The sequence below is a fragment of the Erwinia sp. Eh17-17 genome, assembly GCF_039675725.1.
Classification (GTDB): Bacteria; Pseudomonadota; Gammaproteobacteria; order Enterobacterales; family Enterobacteriaceae; genus Erwinia.
This window is the reverse complement of sequence record NZ_JBDFQT010000008.1, coordinates 137,874-158,316: the sequence shown is the minus strand read 5'-3', so window position 1 is coordinate 158,316 and position 20,443 is coordinate 137,874. Positions and strand designations below refer to the sequence as shown.

Sequence of the window (20,443 nt, the reverse complement as noted above, 5' to 3'; positions counted from 1 at the left end):
TTACGCTAATTGTGGCCGAAAAATGTGAAATTTCCTGGAAGGAACCCCTGTCATCAGACAGGGGCTAAGAGTGCAATTAGCGGATGCGCACCAGCGTCCGTCCGGTGGTCTGATTATTCAGTAGTTTTTCTGCCGCACTGGCCGCTTCCGCGAGGGAAACTTCTGTCGTCGCCTGCTGATAGAAACTGTGCGGCAACACTTTCACCAGCCGTTTCCAGGCTTCGCGGCGGCGTGCTGCCGGGGTCATCACTGAATCCACTCCCTGCAGGCGGACGTTACGAAGAATAAACGGCATCACGCTGGTGGGCAGAGCAAAGCCACCGGCCAGACCACAGGCCGCGACGACGCCGCTGTAATTCATCTGTGCCAGCACGCTGGCCAGTACCCGATCGCCGACGGTATCTACCGCCCCAGCCCAGCGCTGTTTTTCCAGCGGCCGCGACGGGTCGCTGAAGGCGTCGCGCGGCAACACCTCGCGCGCGCCCAGCTGACGCAGATAGTCGTGAGTGGATTCGCGTCCGCTGACGGCGACCACGTGGTAGCCCAGCGCATTAAGCAGCGCCACGGCGGTACTTCCCACGCCGCCGCTGGCGCCTGTTACCAGCACTTCACCGCTTTCCGGCGTCACGCCGCCTTCTTCCAGCGCCATGACACACAGCATGGCGGTAAAACCGGCAGTACCCACGATCATTGCCTGGCGCCCGTCCATGCCTTCCGGCATTGGCACCAGCCATTCAGCGTTAACCCGCGCCTGTTCCGCCAGCCCTCCCCAGTGATTTTCACCGACGCCCCAGCCGGTCAGGAGTACCGGCTGGCCGTTGTGAAAACGCGGATCGCTGCTGGTGTGAACCCTTCCGGCGAAATCAATCCCCGGCACCATCGGGAACTGACGGATAATTTTTCCCTTGCCGGTGATCGCCAGCGCATCTTTGTAATTAATGCCTGACCAGTCGATATCAACGGTGACCTCGCCCGGCGGGAGGCTGTCAGCGCTGATCATCTTCACGGCTGCGAGGGTTTTACCTTCCGACTGCTCAAGAACCAGTGCCTGCATGAGAATCTCCTGAAATAGTGGTTTCATCAATTAAATTAAGGATTGCGGGACTATACTCCTCAAAATGAGGTTTTATCTGATGCCGGGCAAGCATTGCGCAGGTGGGGTGTGTTATTTTCCTACAAGGGTGCCATCATGCACCGACTTTTCTCTGGCCATTAACATGTTAATAGCGGTTCAGTGTTAATGGCGTCCCGGTCACCGCCGTAATATGGGCACAAGGATGCGATTAACCACCAGGCTCTCTGCAATTATCACCCTGCTTTGTTCTCTGGCGATGTTACTGATGCTGGTGGGCTGCGTGCTGAGTTTCTTTTATCTTAGCAATCAGCGGGCAGAACATCGGATCCAGCGGATGGCTGATGATGTTGATAGCGCGTTACACACTCAGTCACCCCGGCAGATAGAGCCGTGGCTCCGTCAGGTGATGAATCCGTTACAAATCGAACAGATTACGTTGAGCAAGGGCGATAAGCCGTTGCTTCAGGTCACCCGTCACCAGCAGTCACTGCTTGACGATGAACCTAATCGTTACCGCCAGTTGCTGCTGCCATTAACCCAACATCCCGATATGACTCTGCGAATTCAGTGGGTTGATTCAACCCGCACCTGGTTTGCTTCGTTAATCGGAACGACCAGCGTATCGCTGATGGTCGGCGTAGTGGTGATTATGACGCTGCTTTTATTTCAGGCGCGCCGCTGGCTGAACCGGCAACTGGAAGGCATGGAGCGGCTGGAAAAGCGTGCCGAGGCGGTGATCAAAGGTGAACGTCTGAGCGTGAGGCCGGGAACCGTACATGAGTGGCCGCCCAAGGCCAGCAGTGCGATTGACCTGCTGCTGGCTGATTTAAAAGAGGCCGGAGAACAGCACAATCGCATTGATACCCTGATCCGCGCCTTTGCCGCGCAGGACGGGCGCACCGGGTTAAATAATCGTCTTTTCTTTGATAATCAGCTGACCACGCTGCTGGAAGATCCTGAAGCCGTAGGGACTCACGGGATGGTGATGATGATCCGTCTGCCGGATTTCGACAGCCTGCGCGAGCGCTGGGGGCACGCGGAGGTACAGGAGTATCTGTTTGCCCTGGTGAACATGCTGTCGACCTTTGTTCTGCGCTACCCCGGAGCACTGCTGGCGCGTTATTTCCGCAGTGACTTCGCGGTCCTGTTGCCGCACCGCAGCGTTAAAGATGCAGACGGTATTGCCTCGCAGCTGATCAAAGCCGTCGATACCTTACCCTCAACGCGGATGGTGGATCGCGAGGATATGATCCACATCGGTATCAGCGGCTGGCACAGCGGGCAAACCGCTCAGCAAGTTATGGAGAACGCGGAACTGGCTACGCGCCAGGCCACCCTGCAGGGAGGAAACAACTGGTCTGTAGGAGAGGGCGCACAGCAGGATTTAGCGCGCGGCAGCGTGAAGTGGCGAACGTTACTGGAAAACACGCTCAATCGGGGTGGCCCACGGCTTTATCAGAAACCGGCGGTGAATGCCCAGGGCGAGGTCCATCACCGTGAAATGATGCCGCGAATTTTTGATGGCGAGAAAGAGCTGCTGTCGGCGGAGTATTTGCCCATGATCCAGCAGCTGGGTCTGGCTGAACGTTATGACCGCCAGATGGTAAAACGTATCCTGACCCTGATCGAACTGTGGCCTGAAGAAACCCTTGCTATCCCGCTGACGGTCGACTCATTATTGCAGCGCTCATTCCTGCACTGGCTGCGCGACAGCCTGCTGCAATGCACGAAATCACAAAGAAAACGTATTTTATTTGAACTTGCAGAAGCGGATGTGTGTCAACACATCAGCCGTTTAGAGCCCGTGTTGCGATTGCTCTATGGTTTTGGCTGTAGCGTAGCGGTCAATCAGGCGGGTTTAACGGTGGTGAGCACCGCTTATATCAGGCAGTTCCAGGTGCGGCTGATCAAGCTGCATCCCGGACTGGTGCGCAATATCAACCGGCGCACCGAGAATCAGCTGTTTGTACAAAGTTTGCTGGAAAGCAGTAAGCAAACTTCTACCCAGGTTTTTGCTGCCGGAGTCCGTTCGCGGGAAGAGTGGCAAACACTGGTGGAGCTGGGCGTTACCGGGGGGCAGGGGGACTTTTTCGCGCCCTCACAGCCGGTTGACAGCAGCGTGAAAAAATATTCGCAAAGATATCGAGTTTAGTCTCACGTCAAGCGGGTTTTCACGTAGAATACCTGGGCGATAGTGCTTCGAAGCGGCTTTTTCATCGGCCGAAGCGATACTGAACTGTTAATGTTTATGTATGTTATGTCCGTCGATGTGTCCAGAAAACCCGTGCAGAATGCCCGACCAGCGGCTTCTGCTGCGTAATCTGTTGCAAGGGTTGTGACGCTGGCGCGAGATAGCATGATTTTTCACCGGAGCAGAACGTTTTTGCGCCTTGTCGCTGCTTCGTGTGGTTGGTAAAGTAAGCGGATTTTATTTTCCGCCCCCAGCTTGCAGGATTATCCTTTAGTATGTTTAAAAAATTCCGTGGCATGTTTTCCAACGACTTGTCCATCGACCTGGGTACAGCCAATACCCTGATCTACGTTAAAGGGCAGGGCATTGTTCTTAATGAGCCTTCCGTCGTTGCTATCCGTCAGGATCGTGCCGGTTCCCCTAAAAGCGTAGCGGCAGTCGGTCATGACGCAAAACAGATGCTGGGTCGCACACCTGGCAACATTGCAGCTATTCGCCCAATGAAAGATGGCGTTATTGCCGATTTCTTTGTCACCGAAAAGATGTTGCAACACTTTATTAAACAGGTTCACAGCAACAGCTTTATGCGCCCTAGTCCGCGCGTGCTGGTGTGTGTGCCTGTGGGCGCGACTCAGGTAGAACGCCGTGCTATTCGTGAATCCGCTCAGGGTGCCGGTGCGCGTGAAGTGTTCCTGATTGAAGAGCCAATGGCTGCCGCTATCGGTGCTGGCCTGCCAGTTTCAGAAGCGACCGGTTCCATGGTGGTGGATATCGGTGGCGGTACAACCGAAGTCGCGGTGATCTCGCTGAATGGCGTGGTGTACTCTTCTTCTGTCCGTATCGGTGGTGACCGCTTCGATGAAGCTATCATTAATTATGTGCGCCGTAATTACGGCTCTCTGATTGGTGAAGCCACCGCAGAGCGTATTAAACACGAAATCGGTTCAGCCTACCCAGGTGATGAAGTGCGCGAGATTGAAGTGCGCGGACGTAACCTGGCGGAAGGTGTTCCACGTGGTTTTACACTGAATTCCAACGAGATTCTGGAAGCACTGCAGGAGCCGTTGACCGGTATCGTGAGTGCGGTCATGGTCGCACTGGAGCAGTGCCCACCAGAACTGGCCTCTGACATCTCAGAGCGCGGTATGGTGTTGACGGGCGGGGGCGCGCTGCTGCGTAACCTGGATCGTCTGCTTATGGAAGAGACCGGAATCCCTGTCGTCGTCGCGGAAGATCCTCTGACCTGCGTTGCGCGTGGCGGTGGTAAAGCGTTGGAAATGATTGACATGCACGGCGGCGATTTGTTCAGCGAAGAATAATTTGCCTGAAGGAGTGGCGGGGCGCTGCCCGCACTCCTTTTTCATGTTGTCGAGGAAAACGCCGAGTTTATGAAGCCGATGTTCAGCAGGGGGCCTTCCCTGCAGTTACGCTTATTTTTAGCGGTTATAGTGGCAATAGGCGTAATTGTTGCCGACAGTCGAATGGGGGCTTTCTCCCAGATCCGCACCTATATGGACACTGCCGTCAGTCCATTCTATTTTCTGGCCAACGGGCCACGTAAAATTCTGGACAATGTTTCTGAAACATTGGCCTCCCGCCAGCAGCTCGAACTGGAAAATAAAGCCCTCCACCGTGAACTGATTCTCAAAAACAGCGAATTGCTGATGCTGGGTCAGTTTAAGCAGGAGAATGCGCGCCTGCGCGAACTGCTGGGCTCACCGCTGCGTCAGGATGAGCAAAAAATGGTGACTCAGGTGATCTCTACCGGCACCGATCCTTATACCGATCAGGTCGTTATCGATAAAGGCAGCGTCAACGGTGTTTACGAAGGTCAGCCGGTGATCAGTGATAAAGGCGTGGTCGGTCAGGTGGTGGCGGTGGGTAAAATTACCAGCCGCGTGCTGCTGATCTGCGATGCGTCACACGCCCTGCCGATTCAGGTCCTGCGCAATGATATCCGGGTGATTGCTGCCGGAAATGGCTGTACTGAAGATCTGCAACTTGAACATTTGCCGGGCAATACCGACATTCGCGTGGGCGATGTCCTGGTGACCTCCGGTCTTGGGGGGCGCTTCCCTGAAGGTTATCCGGTCGGGGTGGTTTCTTCGGTCAAAGTTGACACCCAGCGTGCTTATACCGTTATTCAGGCGCGTCCAACCGCTGGTCTGCAGCGTCTGCGTTACCTTTTACTGTTATGGGGAGCGGACCGTAACGGATCGATGCCGATGGCACCGAATGAAGTGCATCGTGTTGCTAATGAACGTCTGATGCAGATGATGCCGCAGGTACTGCCGCGCGCCAGCGAGACGGTCGGGCCACCGGCACCTGCCGCACTGACGACCGCCCCGGCCAGCGTAACCGCTCCGGCGGCGACACCCGCGCGCCAGCCCGGCGTGCGCGGGGGGCAGCCTTGAGTAGCTACCGAAGCCATGGGCGTTGGGTTATCTGGCTCTCGTTCCTGGTGGCGCTGGTGCTGCAAATCATGCCGTGGCCTGAAGAGCTCTTTATGTACCGCCCCTCGTGGCTGTTGCTGATCCTGATTTACTGGGTATTAGCGCTGCCGCACCGGGTGAATGTCGGTACCGGGTTTGTGATGGGATCTATAATGGATCTTATCTCAGGATCGACGCTTGGCGTAAGGGCGCTGGCTTTCAGTATTGTTGCCTATCTGGTGGCATTTAAATTCCAGCTGTTCCGTAATCTGGCGCTGTGGCAGCAGGCACTGATGGTTATGGTGCTGTCCCTGGCGATGGATGTCATTGTATTCTGGTCTGAATTTCTGGTGATCAACGTCTCCTTCCGCCCGGAAATATTCTGGAGTAGCGTCGTTGACGGTATTCTCTGGCCCTGGCTGTTCTTACTCATGAGAAAAATTCGCCGCCAGTTCGCCGTTCAATAAAGGACAATTATGCTATCCCTGTATCTGGCTTCTGGTTCTCCCCGTCGTCGTGAATTGCTGACTCAGTTAGGCCTGACATTTGAACGTCTCGTCACCGATGTGGAAGAGCAGCGGCAGAATGGCGAAGAGGCTGAACGCTATGTTCGTCGCCTGGCGCGTGAGAAAGCGCAGGCGGGCGTTGAGGTTGCACCTGCCGATCTGCCGGTGTTAGGCGCAGATACCATTGTCGTTTTGAATAATCAGGTACTGGAAAAACCGGCCGATGGCGCGGATGCAGCGAAGATGCTGGCCCTGCTCTCCGGTCAGACTCATCGGGTGATGACCGCCGTGGCGCTGGCAGACCGCCAGCAGACGCTGGATTGTCTGACGATCACTGAGGTGACTTTTCGCCTTCTGACGCCCCAGGACATTCGCGACTATATTGCCAGCGGGGAACCGATGGATAAAGCCGGGGCGTACGGGATTCAGGGCCTCGGCGGCAACTTTGTCAGAAAAATTAACGGAAGTTATCACGCGGTCGTCGGATTGCCACTGGTGGAAACCGCCGAGCTGTTCAGCCATTTTCAGTCGCTGCGTGAAGTGAGAGGTTAAGATGACAGCTGAGCTACTGGTAAATATTACGCCGTCAGAAACGCGCGTTGCCTACATTGACGGTGGCATTCTGCAGGAAATCCATATTGAGCGCGAAGCGCGCCGTGGCATCGTCGGCAACATCTACAAGGGCCGTGTCAGCCGGGTTCTGCCGGGAATGCAGGCGGCATTTGTTGATATTGGTCTGGAAAAAGCCGCCTTCCTGCACGCCTCCGATATTATGCCGCATACCGAATGCGTCGCGCGTGACGAGAAGAAAAACTTTACCGTACGCGATATCTCAGAGCTGGTGCGTCAGGGACAGGATCTGATGGTGCAGGTGGTGAAAGATCCGCTTGGTACCAAAGGGGCGCGGCTGACGACCGATATCACTCTGCCGTCGCGCTATCTGGTCTTTATGCCCGGCGCTTCACACGTGGGCGTTTCTCAGCGTATTGAAAGTGAAGCCGAGCGCGATCGTCTGAAAGCGGTGGTAGCGGGCTACTGTGATGAGCTGGGCGGTTATATTATTCGCACGGCCGCGGAAGGCGTGGGTGAAGATGAGCTGGCCTCCGATGCGGCATTTCTAAAACGTCTGTGGACCAAAGTGATTGAGCGTAAAAAACGCAATCAGACCCGTTGCCGCCTGTACGGCGAAGTCGCCCTGTCGCAGCGTATTCTGCGTGATTTTGCCGGTGCTGAACTTGACCGCATTCGTATTGATTCACGCCTGACATTTGAGCATCTGGTGGAGTTCACCGGGGAATATATCCCGGAGATGACGGCTAAACTGGAGCTGTACACTGGCAAACAGCCGATCTTCGATCTGTTTGACGTGGAAAATGAGATCCAGCGTTCTCTCGATCGCAAAGTTGAGCTGAAGTCGGGCGGCTATCTAATCATCGATCAGACCGAGGCGATGACCACGATTGATATTAATACCGGGGCATTTGTCGGCCACCGTAATCTTGAAGAGACTATCTTTAATACTAATATTGAAGCGACGCAGGCGATTGCGCGTCAGCTTCGGCTGCGCAATCTCGGCGGCATCATTATTATTGATTTCATTGATATGAATAATGATGATCACCGCAGGCGCGTACTGCATTCACTCGATCAGGCGTTAAGCAAAGATCGGGTAAAAACCGGGGTTAACGGTTTCTCGCAGCTGGGGCTGGTAGAAATGACGCGTAAGCGCACGCGTGAAAGCATCGAACACGTGCTCTGCCAGGACTGCCCGGTCTGTAAGGGGCGGGGCACGCTGAAAACCGTAGAGACGGTCTGTTTTGAAATTATGCGTGAAATTGTTCGCGTCCATCACGCGTATGATTCCGATCGCTTCCTGGTTTACGCTTCGCCTTCAGTGGGGGAAGCCTTGAAAAGCGATGAATCTCATGCGCTGGCAGAAGTGGAAATTTTTGTCGGCAAACAGGTTAAAGTACAGGTTGAGCCGCTTTATACTCAGGAACAGTTTGACGTTGTCATGATGTAAATTCGCCGTCGTTAACCTCAGTTTGCGCTAATAAAGGCCATGTGCTGCAGTAAACTGAGGGGAACGGCTTGAATTGCCTTGTCGGGTCTTGTGTGTGAGACAATTAACAGATTTTATTCGTGACTGACCATCCGTTTCGACGGAAGACAAGGAGAGGTGTGTGAGGCAATTGCCGAGGATTTTGCTACTAACAGGCGCAACTTTAGTTGTGGTTACTGCGCTATTGGTTAGTGGCTTACGCCTGCTGATGCCGCACGTAAACAGCTGGCGAATCCCCATTCTGGAACAGGTCTCCTCCGCTACGGGAGTTGAGGTCAAAGCCAGCTCGCTGGAAGGCAGCTGGGAAAACTTCGGCCCTCGCCTCGAAATTAAGGATATCCACACTGGTTTTTCCGACGGTGGCGAGCTGAATATTCAGCGCGTCACGCTGGCGCTGGACGTGTGGCAGTCCCTGCTGCATCTGCGCTGGCAGTTTCGTGACCTGACCTTCTGGCAGCTTAATCTGGTCACCAACACGCCGTTAAACTCCGACGATAAGCGTCAGTCTGATTTTCAGATTAAACAACTCAACGACCTCTTCCTGCGTCAGTTTGACCATTTCGACCTGCGCGACAGCCAAATCAGCTTCGTCACCTTATCCGGCCAGCGTGCCAAATTAGCCATCCCGCAGCTGACCTGGCTGAATGAAGAAACCCGTCACCGCGCCGAGGGGCTGGTCAGCCTGTCCAGCTTTACCGGCCAGCACGGCGTGGTTCAGCTGCGGCTCGATCTCAGCGACAGCAACGGCTACCTCAGTACCGGCCGCGTCTGGATGCAGGCCGACGATGTGGATGTCAAACCGTGGCTGGGGCAGTGGATGCGCGACAACACCAGTCTGAACAGCGCCCGCTTCAGTCTTGCCGCGTGGATGAGTGTTAAAAATGGAGAGATTCACGGCGGGGATGTCTGGCTAAAAAAAGGGGGCGCCACCTGGCAGGGCGACCAGCAGTCACATCACCTGAGCGTCGATAACTTAACCGCGCATGTCAGCCGCTTTAACGGTGGCTGGAATCTCAATATCCCGCAGACGCGTTTTATTACCGATGGTAAACCCTGGCCCCACGGACAATTTTCTCTGCTGTGGCAGCCGGAAAACCCGCAGCTGCCCGGCCCTGACCACCCGCAGGAACTGCGGGTGCGGGCGACCGATCTCGACCTTGAGCGCATTGATCCGCTGATCCCGCTGTTTGCCAAGCTGTCGCCTCAGCTACTGGAAAACTGGCGGGCGCTTCAGCCCCGCGGTCAGCTTGATGCATTAGCGCTTGATGTCCCGCTGCAGCAGCCGGAAAAAACCCGCTTCCAGGCGCAGTGGCACGATTTCAGCTGGCAGCAGTGGAAGCTGTTGCCGGGCATGGAACATTTTAACGGTACGCTGGCCGGCGGCATGGCTGACGGCAGGCTGACGTTTGACATTCAGCAGGCGATGCTGCCATACGGTGACATGTTCCGCGCGCCGCTGGACATCGTGAAAGCCAGCGGTTCCCTCAGCTGGCAGAACGGGGAGCAGGGGTTGACCCTTTCCGGGCATCAGGTCGACGTGCAGGCCCGTTCGCTGTGGGCTCGCGGTGACTTCCGCTATCAGCAGCCGAAAGATCAGCCACCGCAACTTGATATTCTTGCCGGGATTAACCTCACGAATGCGGGCGATGCCTGGCGCTATTTCCCTGAACCCCTGATGGGCAAATCGCTGGTGGACTACCTGAGCGGGGCGATAAAAGGCGGCCAGGTGCAGGATGCGACGCTAATCTTTGCCGGTAATCCGCAGCGTTTTCCATTCAAAAATAACGACGGCATGTTTGAAGTGGCGGTACCGTTGCGCAAGGCCACCTACGAGTTTCAGCCCGACTGGCCCGCGCTGGAAAATCTGGATATTGACCTCGATTTCGCTAACAACGGCCTGTGGATGAAAGTGCCCGACGTAAAACTGGGCGATGTCAGTGGCCACAATATTTCCGTCGTTATTCCTGACTATCTGCAGGAAAAATTGATTATTGACGGTGAGATCAGCGGCGATGGTACGCAGATACGTGATTACTTTAATCGTTCACCGCTGAAAGCCTCACTAGGTACGGCGCTGGATGAACTACAAATCGGTGGAGATGTTAGTGGTCACTTACATCTTGATGTGCCGCTGGACGGGACGAACGTCCGTGCGACGGGGGACGTCAATCTGGCGGACAATTCACTGCTGATCAAACCTCTCAATACCCGTTTTGATCGGCTGAACGGCCACTTTACCTATGATAATGGTGACCTGAAAAGCAACGCGATGACGGCCCGCTGGTTCGGCCAGCCGGTCGGTATCAGTTTCAACACCCAGGACGGGGAAAAAGATTACCAGATTGGCGTCGATCTTAACGGTGACTGGCAGCCGGGGAACATTACCCAGATCCCTGACGCTGCCCGCAGGAAGTTGAGCGGCAGCGTGCCGTGGCGCAGCAGTGTGCTGATCGCCATGCCACACGGAGGCGGGGCGAATTATCAGATAAACGTCGAAGGTGAACTGAAAAATGTAAGCAGTCACTTACCTGCTCCGCTTGATAAAAAGGGAGGTGTTTCGCTCCCGGTGCGCGTTCTGGCGAAAGGAAACCTGGACAGCTTTAACCTGAGTGGCTCAGTGGGAGATAGTCACCGCTTCAACAGCCGCTGGCTGCTGGGCGAACAGCTTAAAATCGATCGCGGCATCTGGGAAAACGACACCAGACAGTTGCCGGCGCTGCCGGAAAAGAGCGGAATGGTATTAAACCTGCCCGCCCTCGACGGTGAGGCCTGGGTCGGTCTGCTCGGTGCCGGAACCGGTGCTGGTGCAGGCAGCCAGGCGGGCAGTATGAAGTTACCGGGCGATATTCGTCTGCATACGCCGGTGCTGACGCTGGGTGGGCAGCAGTGGCAGGATCTGACGGCAATCCTGACTCAGAGCGTTGCGGGCGAGATGGCGGTGAAGGCGGAAGGCAAAGAGATTAACGGCTCTCTGGTGATGAAACAGAATGGCCCGTGGCTGGCGGACGTGAAATACCTTTACTACAACCCGCAGTGGGATATTACGGGCAGCACTTCACCGCTGCCTGCTGATGCCACGGTGGTCAACTTTAGCCGCTGGCCGGCACTGCGTCTGAACTGTGCTGAATGCTGGCTGCGCGGGCAGAAGTTTGGCGTGGTAAAAGCCGACCTGACGCCGTCCGGTGATATCCTGACATTAGAAAACGGTTTAATTGACAGCGGCAACACGCGTCTGACGGTGAACGGTGAGTGGGTTAACAAGCCGCAGGAGCAGCGTACCTCGTTGAAAGGCGTGCTGAGCGGGAAAAAGATTGACCAGTCAACCCGCTGGTTTGGTGTCAGTTCACCCATGCGCGATTCACCGTTTAAATTCGACTATGACCTGCACTGGCAGTCTGCCCCGTGGCAGCCCTCGGTGCAGACATTAAGCGGCGTACTAAAATCCCATCTGGGTGCCGGACAGATTGACGATGTTTCCACCGGACGTGCCGGACAGCTGCTGCGCCTGGTGAGTTTTGACTCACTGCTGCGCAAGCTGCGGCTCGATTTCAGTGACACCTTCAGTCAGGGCTTCTACTTTGATTCCATCAACGGAACGGCCTGGATAGAAAACGGCGTGATGCACACGGATAACCTGCTGGTAGACGGGCTGGAAGCCGATATTGCCATGAAAGGCCGGGTGAATCTGGTGAAGCGTGAGATTGATATGGAAGCCGTGGTTGCGCCGGAAATTTCAGCCACCGTTGGCGTCGCCACCGCCTTCGCCGTTAATCCGGTGATTGGCGCGGCAGTGTTTGCCGCCAGCAAGGTGCTGGGGCCGCTGTGGAGTAAGATTTCCGTGCTGCGCTACCATATCAGTGGACCGATCGATAAGCCGGAAATTAACGAAGTGCTGCGCAAACCGCGTGAAAACAGTGAGAAGTGAGTTTGACGTTCTGAGTATATTGCCTCAGGCTGTTACCATAACGTAAGAATGACATCACCCGGTTTTAGCGATGCCGGCCTGCTGTATTCGGCCATCCCCACAGAGCGAGAATTCATGAGTCTGAATCTGGTAAGTGAGCAGTTACTAACTGCTAACAACATTAGTCAAAGCGACCTTTTTTCCATCCTCGGCCAGCTTTCCGAGCGCAAGCTGGACTATGCTGACCTCTATTTTCAGTCCAGCTACCATGAATCCTGGGTGCTGGAAGACCGTATCATTAAAGACGGTTCCTATAATATCGATCAGGGCGTGGGTGTGCGTGCTGTCAGCGGTGAGAAAACCGGCTTTGCTTATGCCGACCAGATCACGCTGAATGCACTGCATCAGAGCGCAACGGCGGCGCGCAGCATCGTGCGCGAACAGGGTAACGGGCAGTCCCGCACGCTGGGAGCCGTGGCTAACAGAGCGCTTTATCCGGCGCTCGACCCGCTGCAAAGTCTGACGCGTGAAGAGAAAATTTCTCTGCTACATCGCGTAGACGCCGCTGCACGTGCGGCAGATAAGCGCGTACAGGAAGTCTCTGCCAGCCTTAGCGGCGTCTATGAGCTGATTCTGGTCGCGGCCACCGATGGCACTCTGGCGGCTGATGTTCGTCCCCTGGTTCGCCTCTCTGTCAGCGTACAGGTGGAAGATAACGGCAAACGTGAGCGTGGCTCCAGCGGCGGTGGCGGTCGTTTTGGCTATGAGTTCTTCCTGGCTAACGAAGCCGGTGAAGTGCGAGCCGAAGCCTGGGCACGTGAAGCGGTGCGCATGGCCCTGGTGAATCTGAATGCGGTCGCCGCACCGGCCGGGACAATTCCCGTGGTGCTGGGCGCTGGCTGGCCGGGCGTGCTGCTGCACGAAGCGGTCGGTCACGGGCTGGAAGGCGACTTTAACCGCCGTGGCACGTCGGTGTTCAGCGGCCAGATGGGCCAGCTGGTGGCGTCTGAGCTGTGTACGGTCGTGGATGATGGCACCATTGACGGACTGCGCGGCTCGCTGGCGGTGGATGATGAAGGCGTTCCGGGTCAGTACAATGTTCTGATTGAGAACGGCATCCTGAAAGGCTACATGCAGGATAAGCTCAATGCGCGTCTGATGGGGGTTGCGCCGACCGGTAACGGTCGCCGTGAGTCTTATGCACACCTTCCTATGCCGCGCATGACCAACACCTATATGCTGGCAGGCAAATCGACGCCGCAGGATATTATTGAAAGCGTAGAATACGGCCTGTATGCCCCGAACTTTGGCGGTGGACAGGTTGATATCACCTCCGGGAAGTTTGTTTTCTCCACCTCTGAAGCCTATCTGATTGAAAATGGTAAGGTGACGAAGCCGGTGAAAGGCGCGACGCTGATCGGTTCCGGCATTGAGGCGATGCAGCAGATTTCCATGGTCGGTAATGACCTGGCGCTGGATAAGGGGGTTGGCGTGTGTGGCAAAGAGGGGCAGAGCCTGCCGGTCGGCGTCGGCCAGCCGACGCTGAAGCTGGATAAACTGACCGTCGGCGGTACCGCGTAATATCGGGCGGACCGGAAAAAAGGTCTGCCCTTACAGATATCGGGCGGACCGGAAAAAGGTCCGCCCCTGCAAATATCGGTCGCCCTGCCTGTTATCCCTTACGAAACTCCTGATAAATCTCTGCCACCTTATCGAAGTAAGCAATCAGATAGTTAATACATACCTGCACCTTCAGCGGCAGCTTATCTTTCTGCGTGTAAACCGCATATACCGGGCGCGGCACGGACTGATAATGGCCAAACAGGATCTCCACCTTTCCGGCGTTAATCTCATCAATAATCCACATCAGCGGAACATAGGCGATGCCGGTGCCGGACTTCAGCCAGCGGATAAGCGTCTGCGAGTCATTAGTAGCAAAACGCCCCTGGGGCGAGAGACGAATGGAGGTGCCCTGTGGTGAGGTCAGCTCAAAATCGTTATCCACGCGCACGCTGTACTCCAGCCACGAATGGTTGCTGATATCGGAAGGTTTCTCCGGCGTCCCGAACTGCGCCAGATAGCTTTTGGCGGCACAGACCACCATCGGCATCGAGCCCAGACGGGTAGAAAACAGGCTGGAATCCTGTAAGGAACCCACACGCACCACCAGATCCAGTCCGTCGGCAATCAGGTCGGGTGCCGGGATGCCGGTGACAAGATTTACCGTCAGGCCGGGGTACTCCTTCAGCATCTCCTCGGTCATCGGAGCCAGCAGGTTCTGCGACATCGTGGAGGAACTGCCAATGCGCAGGGTGCCGATCGGGGTATTATTAAATGCCCACAGCTGTTCATGCACCTGCTGCGCTTCGGACATCATCCTCCGACAGCCCTGAAAGTAAATCTTACCGGCCTCGGTCAGCCCGAGACTGCGGGTACTCCGGTTAAGCAGTTTTACCTGCAGCTCATTTTCCAGTCTGGCAACAATCTGACTGACTGCCGATACGCTTAGCTGCATATGCTGTGCTGCCGCTGTAAATGAACCCAGTTCAACTACTTTGGCGAAAACGGTCATGCCTTTCAGTCTTTCCATTATTAACTCTGGCTTAAAAGTGATTTAGATCACATTTGGTAGATAACTTATAGTCAGCCGCGTTACTATAGCACCGCCGGGTTACCGTTCCGTCACCCCACGCCCTTTTAATGCTGGTTCGTTGGATAGGCTATTATTCAATGAGCTACGGTTCTGATTAATGTCTGACAGTACACCCGTCGACGAAACATCATCAACCTGCATACCGAACCGTTCTGAAACCGGAAGGGGAGCGAACGGTGACAGCGGGTAGCCCGGTGAGGAATCAACAAGGATAAAAAATGAATGCGCTTCCGGTTGTTGTGGTGTTCGGGATGTCATTCCCCCCCATTTTTTTTGAAATAATTGTGTCGCTGATGGTGTTCTGGCTGGTGCGGCGTCTGCTGACGCCAACCGGGATCTACGATCTGGTCTGGCACCCGGCCCTGTTTAACACTGCATTGTATTGCTGCCTGTTTTACCTGGTATCCCGATTGTTCGTCTGAGGTCATAGTGAAAGCTCTTACAAGAAAAATTTCCCGTTTCGCCATTACCCTGCTGCTGGTGATCATCGCGATTGTCCTGATTTTCCGTGTCTGGGTGTTTTATACCGAATCCCCCTGGACGCGTGACGCCAAATTTACCGCGGATGTGGTGGCGATTGCACCTGATGTCAGTGGCCTGATCACCGACGTACGCGTCCATGATAATCAGCTGGTGCAGAAAGGCCAGGTGCTGTTTACCATCGATCGGCCGCGTTACCAGAAAACGCTGGACGAGGCGGAAGCGGATGTCGCTTATTACCAGGCGGTGCTCAGCGAAAAGCGCCGCGAAGCCGCACGTCGCAACAAACTCGGCGTGTCTGCGATGTCGCGTGAAGCCATCGACCAGGCGAATAATGATTATCAGACCACAGAGCATCAGCTGGCGAAAGCGGTCGCTACCCGCGATCTGTCTAAGCTGGATCTCGAACGTACCGTCGTCACAGCCCCTTCCGCAGGCTGGATAACCAACCTGAATGTCTACACCGGCGAGTTTATTACCCGTGGATCAACCGCCGTCGCGCTGGTTAAACAGAACTCCTTCTATGTGCTGGCTTACCTGGAAGAAACCAAGCTGGATGGCATCCGTCCGGGCTACCGTGTGGAGATCACCCCTCTGGGTAGCAACCATGTGCTGCACGGTTCGGTGGACAGCGTCGCTGCCGGTGTGACCAACAGCAGCAGCACCGTTGATGGTAAAGGCATGGCGACCATTGACTCGAATCTGGAGTGGGTGCGCCTGGCGCAGCGTGTGCCGGTGCGTATTCATCTCGACCAGCAGCCAGGCAACCTCTACCCGTCAGGCACTACCGCCACGGTCGTCGTTACCGGAGCAAAAGATCGTCAGGATAAAGATATGTCACCGCTGATGAAGCTGATGCATCGCCTGCGCGAGTTTGGCTGAGGCGGGGCAGATTATGCAGTGGTATCGTCTGCGTTTTCCCATCAAACTGACCTTCGCCATTCTGCTGGCGCTGTTTGTCGGGTTTGAGTTCAACCTGCAAACCCCCCGCTGGGCAGTGATGACCGCGGCTATCGTCGCCGGGGGCACCGCGTTTGCTGCCGGGGGAGATCCCTTCTCCGGTGCGCTGCGCCATCGCGGTATGCTGCGTATTATCGGCACATTCATCGGCTGTATTGCCGCTGTCGTCATCATGGTCGCCACCATTCGCGCACCGGTAGTGACATTACTCTTGTGCTGTATCTGGGCGGGCGTCTGCGTATGGATCTCCTCGCTGATGAAGGTGGAGAACTCCTATGCGCTTGGTCTGGCGGGCTATACCGCCCTGATCATTGTGGTCAGCGTGGATGCCAACGGCTCGCTGCTGCTGGCCCCGCAGTTTGCCGTTGAGCGTTGCAGCGAAATTATTATCGGTATCGTCTGTGCCATTGTGGCGGATATGCTGTTTTCACCGCGTTCAATTAAGCAGGATATTGAACGTGAAATCGATGCCCTGCTGGTGGAACAGTATCGGCTGATGCAGCTCTGCGTATCCCATGCTGATAAAGACGAAGTTGATAAATGCTGGGCAGGGCTGGTGCGCCGTAATACGGCGCTGAACGGCATGCGTAATCATCTGCTGATGGAATCAGGCAGCTGGCAGAAAGTGGATCGCCGACTGCGGGTGATGAATACGCTGTCGCTGACGTTAATCACTCAGGCGTGTGAAACCTTTCTTATCCAGAATACCCGTCAGGAATATGTTCCTTCGCAGTTTCATCTGTTCTTCGAAAAACCGGTAGAGAGTATTGCGGATATCCACAAGCGGATGAAAGTAATGCGGCGCGTGGTCGCGGTGAGCGGCAGCAGGAATACACCCACGACCATCCGCACCTGGGTCGGGGCGGCCAGCCGCTATCTGCTGCTGCTGAAAGGCGTTCACACCAACAGCAGCATCAGTCGTATCGAAGAAGAAATACTCAACGCGGAGCCGGTGGTTAAAATGCGCTCTGCAGAGAGCCGCCATGCGCTGGTCAACGGATTACGCACCTTTGTCGCCATTGCCGTGGGTTCACTGTTCTGGCTGTGGACCGGCTGGACATCCGGCAGTAGCGCCATGGTGATGCTGGCCGTGATTACCTCTCTGGCTATGCGCACCCCAAACCCTCTGATGGTGGCGAAAGACTTCCTTTACGGCATGATTGCCGCCCTCCCGCTGGGGTCGCTGTATTACATGGTGGTCATGCCGAACACTCAGCAAAGTATGCTGCTGCTGTGTATCGCTCTTGGCGTGCTGGCGTTTATCTGCGGCATCCTGATCCAGCGCCGTCAGATCGGGACGCTGGGTGCGCTGGTCGGGACCATCAACATCCTGACGCTGGATAACCCGATGAAGTTCGAGGTCAGCCTGTTTATTGACAGTGCGCTTGGGCAGGCGATTGGCTGTTTTGTAGCGCTGCTGGTGATCCTGCTCATCCGCGATACCTCAAAAGCTCGCGTCGGGCGCACGCTGTTAAACCGCCTGATGTATGCCGCCGTCTCTGCGCTGACCACCAATACCGCACGGCGAAAAGAAAATCATCTGCCTGCGCTGTATCAGCAGCTGTTTATGCTGCTCAATATCTTCCCTGGCGATATCGACAAGTACCGACTGGCGCTGACGCTGATTATTGCTCACCAGCGGATGCGTGATGCCGATGTGCCCGTGAATCCCGATCTCTCGGCGTTTCATAAACAGTTGCGTCACACCGCTGACCGGATGATTTCAGCCAGCAGCGAAAGCAAAAAACGCCACTATTTTGACCTGCTGCTGGCAGAGTTTGAAATCTATCAGCAAAAGCTGGAGCAGTATCACGCCCCCCTCAACGTTACAGAGCCGGTTGCCCGTCTGGCCGCGGTGCTGAAGAAATATCAGAATACCCTGATCCAGATTTGATCCCGCCGCTGGCAGCGCAGGGTGCCAGCATTTTCCCCCGCAGAATTCCGCCCCCGTATGCCATTACGTCATAAAACGCCTGCCGTTTGCCATCTATACTGATCTTCAGACGAATGACAAACCGATCGGGAGAAAACGATGGCCACCTCAATACTCAAGGACAACGAACTGTTTCAGACAGGTTTTCTGGTTAATGGCAGCTGGCGACAGGCCGCCAGCACTTTTGACGTGCTGAACCCGGCTAGCGGTGACGTAATAGCCCAGGTGGCGAAGGCAGGAAGAACTGAAACTGAGCAGGCGATCGCAGCCGCAGGCGCGGCTTTCCCGGCGTGGCGGGCGAAAACGGCCAAAGAACGATCGGAGATCCTTCAGCGCTGGTATCAGCTGATCGTCGAAAATAAAAGCTGGCTGGGGCAGCTGATGACCGCCGAACAGGGTAAGCCGCTGAAAGAGGCAGAAGGGGAGGTCGAGTATGCTGCCAGCTTCATCCAGTGGTTTGCCGAGCAGGCAAAGCGTGCCAATGGTGAAATCATTCCTCCGGCTAAACCAGGTAGCCGTATTCTGGCCACCCGTGAGCCGATCGGCGTAGTGGCGGCGATTACGCCGTGGAATTTCCCGATGGCAATGCTGACGCGCAAGCTGGGTCCGGCGCTGGCTGCGGGCTGCACCGGAATTATCAAACCGGCCAACAATACCCCACTGTCGGCGTTTGCTCTGCTGGCGCTGGCCAAAAAAGCGGGCCTGCCTGACGGCGTGCTGAATGCCGTCGCAGGGGATACCCAGGCGATCAGTGATGCGATTATGGCGAGCCCCGTGGTACGTAAAATCTCCTTCACCGGATCTACTCAGGTGGGCAAGCTGCTGATGCGCAAAGCGGCAGATACGCTGAAAAAAGTCTCGATGGAGCTGGGCGGCAACGCGCCCTACATTGTATTTGAGGATGCGGATATTGATGCGGCCGTTAAAGGTGCCATAGCTAATAAATTCCGTAATGCCGGCCAGGTCTGTGTCAGCGTCAATCGTTTTTATATTCATAACAGCGTGTATGACCGCTTCGTCAGCCAGCTGGCGGCTGAAGTGAACGCGCTGAAAGTGGGTAACGGTACGGAAGAAGGGGTGGTGGTAGGGCCACTGATTGACGCTGCTGCGCTAAAAAAAGTGGAAGAGCACGTCAGTGATGCCGTCGCGCAGGGCGGTAAGCTGGTGGCGGGCGGTGCGCGCCACGCGCTGGGCGGTAATTTCTGGCAGCCGACGGTGATAGCTGAAGCCAGTGAGGCCATGAAACTGGCGCACGAAGAGACGTTCGGCCCCGTCGCGGCCTGCTTCCGCTTCGACGATGAAGACGATGTGATCCGCCGGGCGAATGACACGGAGTTTGGCCTGGCCGCCTATTTCTATACGCAGAACCTGCAGCGCGTTTTCCGCGTTTCGGCGGCGCTGGAAAGCGGCATGGTCGGCATCAACGAGTGTGCGGTGTCCACCGAGCTGGCACCGTTTGGTGGCGTGAAAGAGTCCGGATTAGGTCGGGAGGGGTCAGTGCTGGGGCTGGAGGAGTTTATGGAAGTCAAAGCCCTGCATATTGGGGGACTTTAGCCTGATACCCGGTGGTGTGTCCTGCGGAGCAACCAGCATGAGAAAAGAGAGTTTTGATTTCAATATCATTGTCGATCAGGCCCACTTTTACCGCCAGTTCAGCGAGCGATTTGCGCTGCCGCTGGGGGCAATAACAGATCTGGATAGCCTGTGGGATGCCATCGTTCAGCCGCAGATCACCTTGCCTCTGGAGATCGAGTTTATCCATCTGGGAAGCGGTCAGAAGCGGCGCTATGGCGCACTGATATTACTGTTTGATGAAGCAGAAGAGGAGCTGGAGGGTCAGCTCCGCTTTAACGTCAGATAACAGGGCATAAAAAGGGCCCCGGCGAACGGGGCCAAAAGGTTCGTCATGCCAGCCGTCATGTGACTGGCCGTCGACGAGGAATTACTGATAGATTTCGGCCGTTGCGTGCCAGTTATCCTGATTACGTGCTTCGATAATGCGGAATGCGCTGGCACCCTGCCGATCGGCTTTTTGTGAAAGCTGCGCGCGAATGTCCGACGGCGTACCCGCGACACCGCTTACCGAGATGATCCCCGCAGAGTGCAGATTTTCAGCCTGTTGGCTGTTCACCAGCTGGGCAGCAGATGCGCCGAAGCTGACAACAGAGAACAGACCCAATGCAGCGATGGTTGTTTTAATTTTCATAGTTAATCTCCTCATTGTGACCAACAACCTGCGGATTCAAC

The 20,443-nt window shown here is 55.7% G+C and carries 16 protein-coding genes; 13 read left to right on the top strand and 3 right to left on the bottom strand.

The annotated features are described in order from the left end of the window. Positions 1-76: 76 nt before the first annotated feature. Positions 77-1,054: an MDR family oxidoreductase gene (locus ABEH87_RS18420; RefSeq protein WP_346578449.1), complete on the bottom strand. Its 978-nt coding sequence runs from the start codon at positions 1,052-1,054 to the stop codon at positions 77-79. A gap of 223 nt (positions 1,055-1,277) precedes the next feature. Here ABEH87_RS18420 and csrD point away from each other — a divergent pair, with 223 nt between their 5' ends. From csrD to tldD, 8 genes are all read left to right on the top strand, one after another. After that, positions 1,278-3,227, top strand: a complete 1,950-nt coding sequence (gene csrD, locus ABEH87_RS18415) for an RNase E specificity factor CsrD (RefSeq protein WP_346578447.1) — start codon at positions 1,278-1,280, stop codon at positions 3,225-3,227. A gap of 314 nt (positions 3,228-3,541) precedes the next feature. Further along, positions 3,542-4,585 (top strand): rod shape-determining protein MreB, encoded by a 1,044-nt coding sequence (gene mreB, locus ABEH87_RS18410; RefSeq protein WP_003855260.1) that lies wholly within the window; start codon positions 3,542-3,544, stop codon positions 4,583-4,585. A 69-nt stretch (positions 4,586-4,654) separates the two neighbouring features. Then, positions 4,655-5,680: a rod shape-determining protein MreC gene (mreC, locus tag ABEH87_RS18405; protein WP_346578445.1), complete on the top strand. Its 1,026-nt coding sequence runs from the start codon at positions 4,655-4,657 to the stop codon at positions 5,678-5,680. Next, positions 5,677-6,165 carry a rod shape-determining protein MreD gene (gene mreD / locus ABEH87_RS18400; protein ID WP_346578443.1) on the top strand — a complete coding sequence of 163 codons (489 nt, stop codon included), beginning with the start codon at positions 5,677-5,679 and terminating at the stop codon, positions 6,163-6,165. The genes mreC and mreD overlap by 4 nt, the downstream gene beginning before the upstream one ends. Positions 6,166-6,174: 9 nt before the next feature. Beyond that, on the top strand, positions 6,175-6,756 hold the full coding sequence (locus ABEH87_RS18395) for a Maf family protein (protein WP_346578441.1): 582 nt from the start codon (positions 6,175-6,177) through the stop codon (positions 6,754-6,756). Between the two features lies 1 nt (position 6,757). After that, complete coding sequence (gene rng, locus ABEH87_RS18390) at positions 6,758-8,227, top strand: ribonuclease G (RefSeq protein ID WP_346578439.1); 1,470 nt, start codon at positions 6,758-6,760, stop codon at positions 8,225-8,227. 160 nt (positions 8,228-8,387) lie between these two features. Further along, positions 8,388-12,191, top strand: a complete 3,804-nt coding sequence (gene yhdP, locus ABEH87_RS18385; RefSeq protein ID WP_346578438.1) for an AsmA2 domain-containing protein YhdP — start codon at positions 8,388-8,390, stop codon at positions 12,189-12,191. Positions 12,192-12,305: 114 nt separating this feature from the next. Next, positions 12,306-13,751, top strand: a complete 1,446-nt coding sequence (gene tldD, locus ABEH87_RS18380) for a metalloprotease TldD (protein WP_346578436.1) — start codon at positions 12,306-12,308, stop codon at positions 13,749-13,751. A gap of 91 nt (positions 13,752-13,842) precedes the next feature. Here tldD and aaeR read toward each other — a convergent pair whose 3' ends face one another. Continuing rightward, the gene (gene aaeR / locus ABEH87_RS18375) at positions 13,843-14,760 is read right to left on the bottom strand and encodes an HTH-type transcriptional activator AaeR (RefSeq protein ID WP_346578434.1); all 918 of its coding nucleotides are present in this window, start codon (positions 14,758-14,760) and stop codon (positions 13,843-13,845) included. A gap of 281 nt (positions 14,761-15,041) precedes the next feature. On the opposite strand from aaeR, the gene aaeX reads away from it, so the two are divergent. From aaeX to ABEH87_RS18350, 5 genes are all read left to right on the top strand, one after another. After that, positions 15,042-15,245, top strand: coding sequence for a p-hydroxybenzoic acid efflux pump operon protein AaeX (gene aaeX / locus ABEH87_RS18370; protein ID WP_346578432.1), 204 nt, complete (start codon positions 15,042-15,044; stop codon positions 15,243-15,245). A 7-nt stretch (positions 15,246-15,252) separates the two neighbouring features. After that, positions 15,253-16,185: a p-hydroxybenzoic acid efflux pump subunit AaeA gene (gene aaeA, locus ABEH87_RS18365; protein WP_346578430.1), complete on the top strand. Its 933-nt coding sequence runs from the start codon at positions 15,253-15,255 to the stop codon at positions 16,183-16,185. A gap of 13 nt (positions 16,186-16,198) precedes the next feature. Beyond that, positions 16,199-18,157 (top strand): p-hydroxybenzoic acid efflux pump subunit AaeB, encoded by a 1,959-nt coding sequence (gene aaeB, locus ABEH87_RS18360; RefSeq protein ID WP_346578428.1) that lies wholly within the window; start codon positions 16,199-16,201, stop codon positions 18,155-18,157. A gap of 138 nt (positions 18,158-18,295) precedes the next feature. Beyond that, positions 18,296-19,750 (top strand): NAD-dependent succinate-semialdehyde dehydrogenase, encoded by a 1,455-nt coding sequence (locus ABEH87_RS18355; RefSeq protein ID WP_346578426.1) that lies wholly within the window; start codon positions 18,296-18,298, stop codon positions 19,748-19,750. Between the two features lie 37 nt (positions 19,751-19,787). Further along, positions 19,788-20,057 carry a hypothetical protein gene (locus ABEH87_RS18350; protein WP_346578424.1) on the top strand — a complete coding sequence of 90 codons (270 nt, stop codon included), beginning with the start codon at positions 19,788-19,790 and terminating at the stop codon, positions 20,055-20,057. Positions 20,058-20,138: 81 nt separating this feature from the next. On the opposite strand, the gene yhcN is transcribed toward ABEH87_RS18350, so the two are convergent. Beyond that, positions 20,139-20,402 carry a peroxide/acid stress response protein YhcN gene (gene yhcN, locus ABEH87_RS18345; RefSeq protein ID WP_346578423.1) on the bottom strand — a complete coding sequence of 88 codons (264 nt, stop codon included), beginning with the start codon at positions 20,400-20,402 and terminating at the stop codon, positions 20,139-20,141. Positions 20,403-20,443: the final 41 nt, after the last annotated feature.

Coding starts and splice junctions, on each gene's coding strand:
- ABEH87_RS18420 (WP_346578449.1), bottom strand. CDS start 1,054: ATGCAGGCACTGGTTCTTGAGCAGTCGGAAGGTAAAACCCTCGCAGCC.
- csrD (WP_346578447.1), top strand. CDS start 1,278: ATGCGATTAACCACCAGGCTCTCTGCAATTATCACCCTGCTTTGTTCT.
- mreB (WP_003855260.1), top strand. CDS start 3,542: ATGTTTAAAAAATTCCGTGGCATGTTTTCCAACGACTTGTCCATCGAC.
- mreC (WP_346578445.1), top strand. CDS start 4,655: ATGAAGCCGATGTTCAGCAGGGGGCCTTCCCTGCAGTTACGCTTATTT.
- ABEH87_RS18395 (WP_346578441.1), top strand. CDS start 6,175: ATGCTATCCCTGTATCTGGCTTCTGGTTCTCCCCGTCGTCGTGAATTG.
- rng (WP_346578439.1), top strand. CDS start 6,758: ATGACAGCTGAGCTACTGGTAAATATTACGCCGTCAGAAACGCGCGTT.
- tldD (WP_346578436.1), top strand. CDS start 12,306: ATGAGTCTGAATCTGGTAAGTGAGCAGTTACTAACTGCTAACAACATT.
- aaeR (WP_346578434.1), bottom strand. CDS start 14,760: ATGGAAAGACTGAAAGGCATGACCGTTTTCGCCAAAGTAGTTGAACTG.
- aaeX (WP_346578432.1), top strand. CDS start 15,042: ATGAATGCGCTTCCGGTTGTTGTGGTGTTCGGGATGTCATTCCCCCCC.
- aaeB (WP_346578428.1), top strand. CDS start 16,199: ATGCAGTGGTATCGTCTGCGTTTTCCCATCAAACTGACCTTCGCCATT.
- ABEH87_RS18355 (WP_346578426.1), top strand. CDS start 18,296: ATGGCCACCTCAATACTCAAGGACAACGAACTGTTTCAGACAGGTTTT.
- ABEH87_RS18350 (WP_346578424.1), top strand. CDS start 19,788: ATGAGAAAAGAGAGTTTTGATTTCAATATCATTGTCGATCAGGCCCAC.
- yhcN (WP_346578423.1), bottom strand. CDS start 20,402: ATGAAAATTAAAACAACCATCGCTGCATTGGGTCTGTTCTCTGTTGTC.